The following is a 12,989-nucleotide window of genomic DNA, read 5'->3' on the forward strand; positions in this document are numbered from 1 at the left end:
CAGCTACGTGCCGCGAAAGGATGCCCTGATGCACGACACCCCTTACTCCATTGCGCAGACTCAACCCGGTTCAGGCGTTGCAGACAGGCCGCCCTCGAAGCTGCCCATGCACCTGCTGATCACGGCGCTGCTCTGCTGTGCGGGGGGCCAGGTGGCTCGCCTGTTGATCATGTGGCTGACCCTGGCGCCGGACCTGATGGAGGGCTACCTGCGCAATCCGTGGCAAATCGTGGGCTTCTGGATCAGCGCAATGGCAGCCGATGGCTGCGGCGCGCTGCTGCTGACGCGCGTCTACCTGCAGTGCCACAGGCTGGTGACCGTGACCCGCCCTGAACGGCTGATCGCGCTGTTCGTCGGCCTCTACGTGGTGGCCGCCGTTCTGGGCAGCGTGCTTCTCAACCTGCTGTGGGCGCCACTGGTGCCATGGATCTACCAGGGTGACCACGGAATACCGCCAGGTCTGCTCATGGTGCCCCTCGACCTGGCTGTCTTCGCGCTGACCGTGCTGCTGCCCCTGTGGCTGAGCCTGCACCTGATGCGTCGCACGGCCCAGGTCGAAACCGGTCTCGGTCCGGTCGGTCGCGGTGAGGCCGCACTGGCCTTCGGGGCGCTGTTCAGCGCGCTCTACATGGCGTTGCTGGCGCTGCTGCCGACGTATCTTGGCGACCTCTACGCCATGCAGTGGCTACAGGCGCTCAGCAATATGTCCGGGCTGGGGTATGGTGCGATTGCCATGCTCGCTGCCCGCAGTGTGCTGCCACGGCAATTGCCGCAGCTGGCGGTCGGCCGACTGGCGGCAAGCGTGCTGGTGTGCCTGGGTATCTGGCTGCTGATAGCCGCCGGCCTGTGTTTCGTGCTGCTGGTGGCGCTGTATGCCGGTTCGGAATTTGCCGTGCTGGCGCTGCTCGTGGTGTTCGGGCTTCTGCTGCTGGCGCTGCTCTGGCCGCTGACGCGCATGAGCCTGCGCTGGATCTATCGCCCGGCAGCGGCCTGAGTTGCCGGAGTGCCTTGCGGTGCGGGACAATCCGCGCCGATTCAAGCCAGCGGACCGCACGCCATGCAGCACAACACCCTCCTCTTCGACCTCGACGGCACCCTGACCGATCCCCGCGAAGGCATTACCCGCTCGGTGCAGTATGCCCTGGCAAAGCTGGATATCCATGAGCCCGACCTGGTCGCGCTGGAGCACTTCATAGGCCCGCCGCTCTTGCAGTGTTTCATGCACACCTACAGCCTGAGCGAGGCGCGCGCCTGGGAGGCGGTCAACCACTACCGAACCCGTTTCCGCGACGTGGGGTTGTACGAAAACCAGCTGTTCGAGGGCATCCTCGAGCTGTTGCAGTCGCTGCACGAGCAGGGTCGCACCCTGTATATCGCCACCAGCAAACCCACCGTGTTCGCGGCGGAGATCGCCCGGCACTTCGACTTCGCTCGCTACTTCAAAGCGATTTACGGCAGTGAACTCGATGGCACGCGCACAGACAAGGTCGAGTTGATCAAGCACCTGCTGGAGCAGGAAGGCCTCGACCCCGGCGATACGCTGATGATCGGTGATCGCAAGCATGATCTCATCGGCGCCCACAGCAACGGCCTGAATGCCGTGGCGGTGGGGTATGGCTTCGGCAGCTTGGAAGAGCTGAGTGGCGAGCGGCCGGCTTACCATGTCCAGACGCTGGCGCAGTTGCATCGCGCTTTTGCCCGGTAGTGGCAGCCGTGCTCGCCCCTACATCATCCGCGAACCGGTCAGGTCATTACGCTGGTAAATCACCTTGTGGCTGCCGTTGTCGCAGGTGCCGATGACCATGCTGTCATCTTCTACTTCCTCGTTCGGCACGATCTCCAGCGTGTAGCTGGCGACGCCGGCGGCCTGGATCTTGACCTCGATCTCCTGCTTGAGCGCTTCACACGACTTGGGCGCGGCCCAGGCATTGCTGCCCACCAGGCCGAGCGCCAGCATCACTGCCGTCAATCCGTTCATCACGACTTCCTCTGTGTATTGTTGTTTGCGCCTGTCGCGCATCAGCACCTGCGTGCCGTGCCCTGCAGCTCGCTGCTGAAACCTCGACAGGCCTTAGCCTCGGACAGCGTCCAGCGCTTGCAGTTGTATAAGCCGTTGCTCGGCTGGCAGGGCGCCCAGTTCGGCCACTCGCCGGTAGAAGGTCGGCCAGTCGCCCGCTGCCTCGTCGAACAGCGCAGCGAAGGCGGCCACCCAACGGTCGTAGAGGCCGAAAGGCAGCAGCTTGGCGTTGTTCAGCGGTGCGTTGATCCAGCCGTCGAAGTAACCCACACCGTGCCACTGGGTGGCCCGCAGTTGTCGATACTCATTGCGCAAGCGCTCGAATTCGGCCTGTTTGCCGGTACGCATCGATTCGTCGTCCAGGCCGCTGGCGTACAACTTTTCCAGGCGTGCGCGGCTGGCCAGCACCAGCTCGCTGAACTGTTCACGGGGCTCGACGCCAGGCGCTTTCGGCGCCGGCAACCCGCGGGCGGCGCGCCATTGGCGCAAACCCTGTTGCTCGACGAAGGTGGCATAGGACTCATTGAAGGCCGTGTCGCCTGGCAGGTAGTACTGCTGGTGCGCCAGCTCGTGAAAGATCACCGCGAACAGGCGCTCGTCACTCCAGCGCATCATGGTGTTGAGAATCGGGTCATCGAACCAGCCCAGCGTCGAATAGGCCTCGACGCCACCCAGGTAGGTGTCCAGCCCCTGCGCGTCGAGCAGCGCCGCCGCCCCGCGGGCACGGTTCTGGTCATAGAAACCGCGATACGCCACGCAGCCGGCAATCGGGAAGCAGTGCAGCTGCGGCTGCAGCGAGAACTCTGCAGTGGCGAACAGGTTCCAGACCACGAACGGTCGCTGCAGATCGGCATACACGCGGTAGCTGCGGTTGTCCGGCAGCCCCAGTTGCTCACTGGCGAAGCTGCGCGCCTGCTGCGCTAACGCCAGGCGTTGACGCAATTGCGGGTCGGTCGCCGGATCGTCGATCACGGTCTGCACCGGTTGCCGTGCCTGCAACAGCTGCAGTTGGCCACGGGCCAATTGTCCGTAGTAATCGAGGCTGCTGCAGCCGGTCAGCAGCAGCACGAACAGGGGAACCGCCGCGCGACGCGACAGGTCGACAAGAAAGGAGGTGCAAGACTCGTGCATGGCCATCGTCGTGTAGAGGCAAACGCCTCATCGTACCGCGAAGTCGCGGTTGCTTTGCGCGATACTGCCGCACCTCAGTAAGCGCTCCACGGGAGATACCACGATGCGCCAGCCCCTTTTGCTCGCCAGCCTGCTGTTACTCGGCGCCTGCGCCTCGCCGCTGCCGGCCGCCGACCCGAACATGGCGTGGGTAGACCTGGAGGGCGAAGGTATCGACTTGCTGATGGCCGAGCGCCTGGACCGTCAGCGCGTCGACGATGGCCGCTACTTCCAGGTGACGCCCGGTGCCCACGAGCTGGAAATGACCTTTCGCTTCGAAGTCAGGGGCGGCGGGGGTGCATCGCTGATGTCCGAGCCACAGCAGCTGACATGCGACATCCGCATCCGCTACGACGATTTCAAGGCCGGTGAGCGATACCGCGTGGAGGCCCGGTCGATGGTGATGCGCGGCCAGGCGGTGCTCTACGACGCCCAGCGCAACGTGCTCGCGCGCGGCAAGAACCTGCGTTGCGGAAGTTTCTGATCCTGACGTGAAGAAGCCGCGACGGGCGCCGCGGCTTCGCTGATCAAGCGGTGCAGGCCAATCAGGCCTCGAGTACCACTTCCAGGGTGATTTCCGCGTTCAGCACCTTGGATACCGGGCAACCGGTCTTGGCGGTTTCCACGGCTTTCTCGAAGGCCGCGCGATCAGCACCCGGTACCTTAGCCTTCAGCGACAGGTGCACGGCAGTGATGGCAAAGCCGCCGTCCTGCTTGTCGAGGGTGACCTCGGCCTTGGTGTCGATGCTTTCGGCAGTCATGCCGGCCTCACCCAGCTCCTTGGACAACGCCATCGAGAAACAACCGGCATGGGCGGCGCCGATCAGTTCTTCGGGGTTGGTGCCCGGCTCGTCTTCGAAGCGAGTGTTGAAGCCGTAGGGCTGCTTGGACAGCGCACCGCTTTGAGTGGAAATGGTGCCTTTGCCGTCTTTGATGCCGCCCTGCCAATGGGCCGATGCTGTCTTCTTCATCTCTATGCTCCTGTTGATGAGGGTACAGAGTTCAGAGAGACAGCAGCCCGGCAAGTTCGAGTTTTTTGGAAATCCCGCTCTCCAGCCGGGTGCACTTGCCGAGCACGCCGCGATGCGCCAGGCGAATCATCGGCCCGCGCGATCAGCGCAGCCCAGCGAGGATGTCGAAGGCGTGCAGACGATCGGCGAAGTCATAGTGATCGCAGGTGAAGATCAGCTCGTCGGCCTGGGTCTGCTCCAGCAGCACCTCCAGGCGGGCGCGAATCTTCTGCGGGCCACCGATCACCGCCATCCCCAGAAAGCTCCCGACGGCGTCGCGCTCATGGGGCAGCCACAGGCCTTCCATCGACTCCACGGGAGGGCGCTGCACCAGACTCTGGCCGCGTATCAGCGCGAGAATGCGCTGATACGCCGAGGTCGCCAGGTGCTGGGCCTGCTCGTCGGTATCGGCGGCCATCAGCGGCACGCCGAGCATCACGTAGGGCTTGTCGAGCACCTCGGACGGCTTGAACGCGTTGCGATACACGCGGATCGCCTCGTGCACGTAGCGCGGTGCGAAATGCGAGGCGAAGGCGTAAGGCAAGCCACGTTCACCGGCCAGCTGGGCGCTGAACAGGCTGGAGCCGAGCAGCCAGATCGGCACGTTGGTGCCGGTACCCGGCACCGCCAGCACGCGTTGCTCCGGCGTGCGTGGGCCAAGGTAACGCTGCAGCTCGGCGACATCCTGGGGAAAATCATCGGCACTGCCGGAGCGTTCGCGGCGAAGCGCCTGGGCGGTGTACTGATCGGCACCCGGCGCACGGCCAAGGCCCAGTTCGATGCGCCCCGGATACAGGGTCGCCAGGGTGCCGAACTGCTCGGCGATGACCAGCGGCGCGTGGTTGGGCAGCATGACCCCGCCGGAGCCTAGTCGAATGCGCGAGGTGCCAGCCGCCAGATAGCCCAACAACACGGCGGTTGCCGAACTGGCGATGCCGTCCATGTTGTGGTGTTCGGCCACCCAGAAGCGGTTGAAGCCAAGTGACTCGACATGCTGGGCCAGCGCCAGGGAATTGTGCAGCGCCTGCTGCGGGCTGCCGGTGTCACGGATGGGTGCCAGGTCGAGAACGGAAAGGGGAATATTCGCGAGTGCGGTCATGAAGAAAAAACCTCGGCTGTGGATAAGCCCGGAGCTATACCCGAGTAAAACAGTAGGTCTTACTCTACGCCTCCCGACCCTCTCGTGCCAAATGGCGAGCAGCAAAAAGCCGGCGACAGACAGGCTGCACGCCGGCTTCGATCATCGTCATCAGTTGCGCTGGTAGACGATATCCTTGGTGCCGGCGGCGCAGCTGCCAACCACCTGACGGTCGGTGACGCTGCCTTTGTCGACGATTTCCAGGGTGTACGACGATACGCCGTTGGCCTGGATCTTGGCATCGATCTCGCCTTTCAGCTCTTCGCAATCCTTGGCTGCGAAAGCCGAACCGGCCAGGGCCATCAGGCCCACTGCAAACAACATCTTTCTCATCACAAACGCTCCCTCGTAGCAGTGAACAAAAATGGGCTCATGAGCGCCCCGCTTCAATCAAAGCCGCCTACTGCCGTGATGGCGAGTGAGTGCGACTGCAGATGCCCCGGGTCAGCTATTGGCGATGCGAAAGCCGACCTTCAGGGTGACCTGATAATGAGCCACCGCACCATCGGCGATGTGGCCACGGGTTTCGGTGATCTCGAACCATTCCAGGTGGCGAATGCTCTTGCTGGCCTCGGCCAGGGCATTGCTGATCGCATCTTCGATGCTCGACGTGGACGAACCAACCAGCTCGACCTTCTTGTAGGTGTGATGATCTGACATATCGCCTCCGGGGCTGATGAACACAAGTGGGCTGAGCGCCCTTACTCAATCAGTCCCCGCTTGCCGTCGCTAAGTTCAGGTTTTCGCTCCGCCCGCCCGATGCCCCGCTAGCGGGCCGCAGCGGCGAACGGCAACGTCCTGAACATCGCGTTTGTGCGCGACCTGTTCCCAAAATTCGGCAGCCCTCCTACAATCGCGATCAATTCTTATCCGCACTGGCGCACGCCAAGGGAGTTTCGGTGTCCAGCGCTCAGCCCCCCTCACCGCTGCAAAACGTCGATACCCTCTACCGCGATCATCACGGCTGGCTGCATGGCTGGCTGCGCAAACGCCTGGGCGACCGCGAACAGGCGGCGGATATCGCCCAGGACACCTTCCTGCGCCTGTTGCTCAGCGGCCGCCTGCCAAGCCTCGACGAAGGCCGCAGCTACCTGGCCCAGATTGCCCGCAACCTGGTGATCGACCAGTGGCGCCGGCAGCGTATCGAGCGCGCCTATCTCGACAGCATCGCCCTGCTGCCGGAGCCCGAATCGCCATCACTGGAAACCCGCGCGATGGTCATCGAAACCCTGCTGCACATCGACGCCATGCTCGACGCCATGCCGGCCAAGGTGCGCGAAGCCTTCCTGCTCTCGCAGTTCGAAGGGCTGACGTACCCACAGGTCGCCGAGCGCCTGCAGGTCAGCGTGAGCTCGGTGCAGAAGTACATGCAGCGCGCCATCTCGGCCTGCTATCAGGTGCTGTACGCCGAATGAACCGCACCAGCGATGCGCCGATCCCGCTAGCCATCGTCGAGCAGGCCAGCTACTGGCTGATGCTGCAGTGGGGCGGCGAGCTGGACGCCGAGCAACACCAGCGCTTCGCTGACTGGCAAGCCAGTGACCCCGAACACCAGCGCGCCTGGCAGCGCCTGGAGCACTTACGGGGCACCCTGGCGGGCGTGCCTGCCCACACCGCCAACGCCGTGCTGCGTGACCTGCCCGAAGCCCGTCGGCGTCAAGCCCTGAAGGTGCTGGGACTGGCGCTGCTCGCAGGCGGCAGCGGCTACCTGGCCCAGTCCCGGCTGCCCTGGCGTGAAGCCATGGCCGACCTGCGCAGTGGCACCGGCGAGCGCCTGCGCCACACCCTGGCCGATGGCAGCCGGCTGGCGCTCAATAGCGACAGCGCGGTGGACATCCGTTTCAGCGACCGCGAACGGCGCATCCGGCTGCTGCGCGGCGAACTGCTGCTGGAGAGCGGTCATGACGTCGCTCGCCGGCCACTGATCGTCGAGACCGCCGCTGGCGAAATCCAGGCACTCGGCACGCGCTTCTCGGTGTATGAGATCGACGGCGGCAGCCGCGTCGAACTCTACGAAGGCGAACTGGAGCTGCGACCGCGTAACACGCCGCCCTCACGCCTGCAGGCGGGCCAGCAGCGCTGGTTCAACAGCGAACGGGCCACGGCCATCGTCCCGGCAGACAGCAATGCCATCGCCTGGCACGAAGGCCGGCTGATCGCCGAGCGCATGCCGCTGGGTCAATTCCTCGACGAACTGGCTCGCCATCGCCCCGGCGTGCTGCGCTGCGACCCGGCCGTCGCCGGGCTGCCACTGACCGGCGTCTTTCCACTGGCCGACACTGACCGCGTACTCGCCGCCTTGCAGCAATCGCTGCCCGTGGAAGTGCATCGGCTGACCCGCTATTGGGTCACCGTGCGCCCTTGGGGGTAGGCACAGGCCGCAATCGCAGCGGTCATCGATAATGACCGAAATCCATTGTTGGTTTTGCCAGCTCGCTCGGGATACCTCTTGAACCCAATAAAGACGCATTCTCAGAGGATCTCCAGAGTGCCGTACCTACCTGCATCCCAGCGTTCGACGCTGAGCCTGTCGATCACCCGTGCCCTGCTCACCGGCCTGCTGGCCACCGGCCCGCTGCTGATCGCAGCCAGCGCAACGGCGCAACCGGCCGCGACTGAACAGACCCGCGCCTATGCCATCCCCGCGGGTGATCTGGACGGCGCGCTGAACCGCTTTGCCAGCGAGGCCGACATTCTGCTATCGGTGGATTCACGCCTGACCGCCGGCAAACGCAGCCCCGGGCTGACCGGCAGCCACTCGGTGGACGCCGGCCTGGCGAAGCTGCTGGCCGGCACCGGTCTGCGCCCGCTCAAGGCAGGCGGCAACTACGCCCTGCAAGCTGCACAGGACAACGGCAGCTCGCTGGAACTGGGCGCGACCAGCATCAACGCCAGCGGTCTGGGCGATATCACCGAGGGCAGCGGCTCCTATACCACGGGAGCGGTAACCATCGGCAAGGGCCGGCATTCGCTCAAGGACACGCCGCAGTCGGTCACGGTGCTGACCCGCAAGATGCTCGATGACCAGAACCTCAACACCATCGAACAGGTCATGGAAAAGACCCCGGGCATCACCGTGTACGACTCGCCCATGGGCGGCAAGTACTTCTACTCCCGCGGCTTTCGCATGACCGGGCAGTATCAGTACGACGGCGTACCGCTGGACATCGGCAGCAGTTATGCACAAGCCGACAGTTTCTCCAGCGACATGGCCATCTATGACCGGGTCGAAGTGCTGCGCGGTGCGGCGGGGATGATGAAAGGCGCCGGCGGCACCGCGGGCGGCGTCAACTTCGTGCGCAAGCGCGGCCAGTACACGCCCCACACTCAGCTATCCCTGTCGGCCGGCACCTGGGACAACTATCGCGCGCAGGTCGACACGGGCGGCCCGCTCAATGAAGCCGGCACGGTTCGCGGCCGGGCCGTGGCGACCCAGCAAAGTCGCCATTACTTCTACGACGTAGCCGAGCGCAAGGACCAGGTCTATTACGGTGCGCTGGATGTCGACCTGAGCGCCGACACCACGTTCGGCGTAGGCGTCGCCTACGAGGACCTCGACGCGACGCCCTGCTGGGGCGGCTTGCCACGCTACGCCGATGGCAACGCCCTGAAACTCGGCCGCTCGACCTGCCTGAACCCGGCCTGGAACAACCAGCGCAGCAAGCGCACCACGGTATTCGGCGACCTGAGCCACCAGCTCAACGACAGCTGGGCGCTCAAGGTAGCGGGTGTCTGGTCGCGTAATACCCAGGACATGGAATACGCCTTTCCCAGCGGCTCGGTGCCGGTGGGCGCCAGCAGCTCCAACACACTGGTGCTGGGCAGCATCTATGACTACGACCAGGTGGACTACGGCCTCGATGCCTATGTCGACGGCACGTTCGATGCCTTTGGCCAGCAGCACGAACTGGTGGTTGGCGCCAACACCAGCCGCTCCCACAAGGACGACTTCTTCGCCGTGGCGGCCCTGCCGCAACGCCAGAACGTGCTCGATCCTGACCATCATCTACCGCAACCGGACGAGAGCTACTACCTGGCCAACGCCTCGCGCGGCGGCCCGCTGGACATCCGCATCAAGCAGTACGGCGTCTACTCCACCGCGCGCCTGAAACTGGCCGAGCCGCTGACCGTCGTAATCGGCAGCCGCGTCAGCTGGTACGAATCCGAAACCGACTCCGTCGCCTACTTTCGCGGCGTCGGCACCCCAGCCAATTCCGAGACCACCGAAACCGGACAGGTCACGCCATTCGCCGGCCTGCTGCTCGATCTCAACGACAACCTGACCGCCTACGCCAGCTATACCGATATCTTCACGCCCCAGGGCAACCTCAAAACCATTGATGGCAGCACCCTGAAACCGCTGATCGGCACAAGCTATGAGCTGGGCATCAAGGGCGAATGGTTTGCAGGGCGTCTGAACAGCTCATTCAGCCTGTTCCGCACCCTCCAGGAAGACGCGGCCCAGGCCGACCCCGCCTGTGCCGATGGCAGTTGCTCGCAGAACTCCGGCAAGGTGCGCGCCCAGGGCTTCGAGGCCGAGCTGAGCGGTGAAGTGATTGACCGCCTGCAACTGCTGGCCGGCTATACCTACACCCAGACCAAGGTGCTGGAGGATGCCGACCCGGGCCAGAATGGCGTGTCGTACAACTCCTACGTGCCGCGGCATCTGCTGCGCGTGTGGGGCGACTACAGCCTCAGCGGCCCATTGGAGCGTTTTACCGTTGGCGCCGGCTTCAACGCCCAGAGCGACAACTACCGCACCTCGCCGATCAGTGGCAACGACATCTCCCAGGCAGGCTACACCGTGTGGAACGGCCGCATCGGTTACCGCGTCGATGACACCTGGTCGCTGGCCCTCAACGGCAACAACCTGTTCGACAAGCGTTACTACACCACCGTGGGCACCGAAGGTTTCGGCAACTTCTACGGTGAGCCGCGCAACTTCATGGTATCGGTCAAGGCGGACTTCTAGGACTTCTAGCCCGGCATACGCGAGTTGATCGTTCCCACGCTGCGCGTGGGGAGGCATTGGCAGGACGCTCGGTGCCCCGACATCATTCTCTGAGCCCGCAAATCGTGGCGCGCAGCGCCACAGCCTAATGTCCGCGCAAAGCGTCGGAACGATCAGTATCAGGCAGCGGCTGTGGTGTGCACGGCTTCGCCTGGCCCGAACGGCCGATCCCCAAGAATTGTCGCGCGGTGCATGATGCGCCGTTGCGGGCGGTAGTCATCACAGGCGTAATGCTGGGTCAGACGGTTGTCCCAGAAGGCCAGGTCGCCCTGGCGCCATTGCCAGCGCACGCTGTATTCCGGTTTGGCGACCTGCTTGAACAGCATTCGCAGCAGCGCGTCGCTTTCATCGGGCTCCAGGCCGAGGATCCGCGTGGTGAACGATTCGCTGACGAAGAGGCCCTTGCGACCGGTTTCCGGGTGCACACGCACGACAGGGTGCGTCACGGGCGGGTTGGCCGCCCGCGCGGCGTCCCATTTCTGCAACGCGTCGGGCGTGTTGCCAAAGCGTTCCAGCGGAAACGACAGGGTCAGGTCATGTACGGCGTTCAGGCCGTCGAGCAACTGGCGCATCGGCGCGGACAAGCCTTCGTAAGCGGCAGCGCAACTGGCCCACAGGGTATCGCCACCACGGGGCGGCACATGCCGTGCACTGAGCAGCGAGCCCAGCGGCGGCGAGGGGATGAAGGACACATCCGAATGCCACAGGGCGTTGTCGCGCAGGTCGTTGAGGTCGGTGTCGAGCACGAGGATTTCCGGCTGCTCGGCAATCTTTGGGTAGAGCGGGTGAATGTGCAGATCGCCAAACAACGCAGCGGCATTGCGCTGTTGCGCCGGGGTAAGCAGTTGGTCGCGGAAGAACAGCACCTGATGCTCGAGCAAGCCCCGATGCAGCGCCTGATGAGTGTCGCGGTCCAGCGGACGGGTCAGGTCGAGGCCCGTTACCTGGGCGCCCAGGGCCTGGCCGATACGCTCGAAATGAATGCTCATGCAGGTCACCCCCAGGACGCGAAACGTCGTTGCAGTGCCCGTAAACCGAGCTCGATGGTCAGCGCAATGCCGGCGATCAGCAGGATGCCGACCACCACCACATCGGTGGCGAGAAACTGCGCGGCGGACTGCACCATGAAACCCAGCCCCTGATTGGCGGCGATCAGCTCTGCCGCCACCAGCGTCGACCAGCCCACCCCGAGGGCAATGCGCAGCCCGGTGAGAATGTCCGGCAGCGCGCTGGGCAGGATCACATGGCGCACCACTTGCGCCCGGCTGGCACCCAGGCAGCGCACCGCCTGGATGCGCGCCTTGTCGACGCGGCGCACGCCGCCCACGGTGGCGATGAGCAGCGGCGCGAACAGCGCCAGGTAGATGAGCAATACCTTGGACAGCTCGCCGATGCCGAACCAGATCACCATCAGCGGCAGGTAGGCCAGCGGCGGGATCGGCCGGTAGAACTCCACCAGCGGATCGAGCGCAGCGTTGAGCGTCGGATTGAGGCCCATGGCGATGCCCAGCGGGATAGCGGTGAGCACCGCTGCCAGCACGGCGATCGACACCCGCCACAGGCTGGTGCCGATGTGCTGCCAGAGGGTGGCGTCCAGGTAGCCGTCGTGCAGCAATCCCTTGAGCGCCACCAGCAACTGCTCGGGCGCTGGCAGGAAAATCGTGTCGACCCAGCCCAGGTGGGTGGCCAGCCACCACAGGCCCGCCAAGGTCGCCACGGTACCGACGGCGGCTACCCGGCGGCGGTCGAAGCCTCCGCCGCCAAAGCGGCGGCGAGCGTTGAGGCGGGTATGCAGCGCATCAGACGTCATGGTCGGCGGGCTCCTGAAGAAAGCTATCGAGCAGCGCCTGGCGCAGCTCGGCGAACAGAGCATCGCTCTTGATCGAGCGCACCGGCTCGCCGGCCAGGTAGCGGCGGGCGAACGGCACCTGCCGGCGCAGCACCGTGCGAGCGGGCGGGCCGTCGAGCACGATCAGGTCGGTGGCGAGAAACAACGCTTCGTCGACGCTGTGGGTAATCAGGAACAGGCCCTTGCCGGTGCGCTTCCACACATCCAGCAGCAGCACCTGCATGCGCTCGCGGGTCAGCGCATCGAGGGCACCGAAGGGTTCGTCGAGCAGCAGGAAGTCCGGGTCGACCGCCAAGGCCCGCGCCAGTCCCAGGCGCTGACGTTGACCGCCAGACAGCTCGGACACCTGGTGATGAGCGTGGCTGGCCAGGCCAACCAGTTCCAGCACGTCAAGCGCCCGTGCATGCCGCTGCGCCTTGCTCAACCCGCGCAGGCGCAGGCCCAGGGCAACATTGTCGAGGGCATCGAGCCAGGGCATCAGCGCGTCGTCCTGAAACACCACGCCGCGCTCGCCGCCGGGGCCTGCCAGGCTGCGACCGTCGATGTGCACCCGGCCGCTGTCCGCCGGCTGAAAACCGGCCAGCACGTTGAGCAGGGTTGATTTACCGCAGCCCGAAGGGCCGAGCACCACCACGGATGCGCCCTTTTCGATCTGCAGGTCGAAGCTGTTCAGAATGACCTGCGAGTGCCCGCGGCGCTGGAAACTCAGGCTGACCCGCTCGGCGTTCAGTCGGCTCATGGTCGACTCCTCAATTAAAAAAGCCCCTCCGAAAAGGGGCAAAACGTGGCATGAA

Annotated in this window: 15 protein-coding genes; 6 read left to right on the forward strand and 9 right to left on the reverse strand. The window is 64.8% G+C overall.

What is annotated here, in order from left to right; translation table 11 throughout:
* The first annotated feature begins 28 nt into the window (after positions 1–28).
* Both ACZ0AV_RS12985 and ACZ0AV_RS12990 read left to right on the forward strand, forming a co-directional pair.
* The gene (locus tag ACZ0AV_RS12985; RefSeq protein WP_499151401.1) at positions 29–994 is read left to right on the forward strand and encodes a hypothetical protein; all 966 of its coding nucleotides are present in this window, start codon (positions 29–31) and stop codon (positions 992–994) included.
* A 63-nt stretch (positions 995–1,057) separates the two neighbouring features.
* Positions 1,058–1,705 carry an HAD family hydrolase gene (locus ACZ0AV_RS12990; protein WP_499151402.1) on the forward strand — a complete coding sequence of 216 codons (648 nt, stop codon included), beginning with the start codon at positions 1,058–1,060 and terminating at the stop codon, positions 1,703–1,705.
* A gap of 18 nt (positions 1,706–1,723) precedes the next feature.
* On the opposite strand, the gene ACZ0AV_RS12995 is transcribed toward ACZ0AV_RS12990, so the two are convergent.
* Together ACZ0AV_RS12995 and ACZ0AV_RS13000 are read right to left on the reverse strand one after the other, a co-directional pair.
* Positions 1,724–1,978 (reverse strand): DUF1161 domain-containing protein, encoded by a 255-nt coding sequence (locus ACZ0AV_RS12995; protein ID WP_499151403.1) that lies wholly within the window; start codon positions 1,976–1,978, stop codon positions 1,724–1,726.
* Positions 1,979–2,071: 93 nt separating this feature from the next.
* Entirely contained in the window at positions 2,072–3,148 is a 1,077-nt protein-coding gene (locus tag ACZ0AV_RS13000; protein WP_499151404.1) for an aminopeptidase, read from the reverse strand.
* A 103-nt stretch (positions 3,149–3,251) separates the two neighbouring features.
* On the opposite strand from ACZ0AV_RS13000, the gene ACZ0AV_RS13005 reads away from it, so the two are divergent.
* On the forward strand, positions 3,252–3,671 hold the full coding sequence (locus ACZ0AV_RS13005; protein WP_499151405.1) for a PA0061/PA0062 family lipoprotein: 420 nt from the start codon (positions 3,252–3,254) through the stop codon (positions 3,669–3,671).
* Between the two features lie 61 nt (positions 3,672–3,732).
* Here the strand turns inward: ACZ0AV_RS13005 and ACZ0AV_RS13010 are convergent, their stop codons facing one another.
* From ACZ0AV_RS13010 to ACZ0AV_RS13025, 4 genes are all read right to left on the reverse strand, one after another.
* Positions 3,733–4,158, reverse strand: coding sequence for an OsmC family protein (locus tag ACZ0AV_RS13010; protein ID WP_499151406.1), 426 nt, complete (start codon positions 4,156–4,158; stop codon positions 3,733–3,735).
* A 142-nt stretch (positions 4,159–4,300) separates the two neighbouring features.
* A complete protein-coding gene (locus tag ACZ0AV_RS13015; protein WP_499151407.1) occupies positions 4,301–5,296 on the reverse strand; it encodes an LLM class flavin-dependent oxidoreductase in 996 nt (331 codons plus the stop codon).
* 150 nt (positions 5,297–5,446) lie between these two features.
* A complete protein-coding gene (locus ACZ0AV_RS13020) occupies positions 5,447–5,668 on the reverse strand; it encodes a DUF1161 domain-containing protein (protein WP_499151408.1) in 222 nt (73 codons plus the stop codon).
* A gap of 111 nt (positions 5,669–5,779) precedes the next feature.
* Positions 5,780–5,995, reverse strand: a complete 216-nt coding sequence (locus ACZ0AV_RS13025; RefSeq protein ID WP_499151409.1) for a dodecin — start codon at positions 5,993–5,995, stop codon at positions 5,780–5,782.
* A 239-nt stretch (positions 5,996–6,234) separates the two neighbouring features.
* Between ACZ0AV_RS13025 and ACZ0AV_RS13030 the strand changes: the two genes are divergently transcribed.
* The 3 genes from ACZ0AV_RS13030 to ACZ0AV_RS13040 all read left to right on the forward strand — a co-directional run bounded on the left by ACZ0AV_RS13030 (position 6,235) and on the right by ACZ0AV_RS13040 (position 10,307).
* Positions 6,235–6,750, forward strand: coding sequence for a sigma-70 family RNA polymerase sigma factor (locus ACZ0AV_RS13030; RefSeq protein WP_499151410.1), 516 nt, complete (start codon positions 6,235–6,237; stop codon positions 6,748–6,750).
* Positions 6,747–7,706 (forward strand): FecR domain-containing protein, encoded by a 960-nt coding sequence (locus ACZ0AV_RS13035; protein ID WP_499151411.1) that lies wholly within the window; start codon positions 6,747–6,749, stop codon positions 7,704–7,706. The genes ACZ0AV_RS13030 and ACZ0AV_RS13035 overlap by 4 nt, the downstream gene beginning before the upstream one ends.
* Positions 7,707–7,823: 117 nt before the next feature.
* On the forward strand, positions 7,824–10,307 hold the full coding sequence (locus ACZ0AV_RS13040) for a TonB-dependent siderophore receptor (protein WP_499151412.1): 2,484 nt from the start codon (positions 7,824–7,826) through the stop codon (positions 10,305–10,307).
* A 158-nt stretch (positions 10,308–10,465) separates the two neighbouring features.
* Here the strand turns inward: ACZ0AV_RS13040 and tauD are convergent, their stop codons facing one another.
* The 3 genes from tauD to ACZ0AV_RS13055 are packed head-to-tail and all read right to left on the reverse strand — an operon-like array spanning position 10,466 to position 12,934.
* Entirely contained in the window at positions 10,466–11,335 is an 870-nt protein-coding gene (gene tauD, locus ACZ0AV_RS13045; RefSeq protein WP_499151413.1) for a taurine dioxygenase, read from the reverse strand.
* A gap of 5 nt (positions 11,336–11,340) precedes the next feature.
* The gene (tauC, locus tag ACZ0AV_RS13050) at positions 11,341–12,156 is read right to left on the reverse strand and encodes a taurine ABC transporter permease TauC (RefSeq protein ID WP_499151414.1); all 816 of its coding nucleotides are present in this window, start codon (positions 12,154–12,156) and stop codon (positions 11,341–11,343) included.
* Positions 12,146–12,934, reverse strand: a complete 789-nt coding sequence (locus ACZ0AV_RS13055; protein ID WP_499151415.1) for a taurine ABC transporter ATP-binding protein — start codon at positions 12,932–12,934, stop codon at positions 12,146–12,148. The genes tauC and ACZ0AV_RS13055 overlap by 11 nt, the downstream gene beginning before the upstream one ends.
* Positions 12,935–12,989 lie beyond the last annotated feature (55 nt).

The organism is Pseudomonas sp. AC532, from assembly GCF_979258965.1.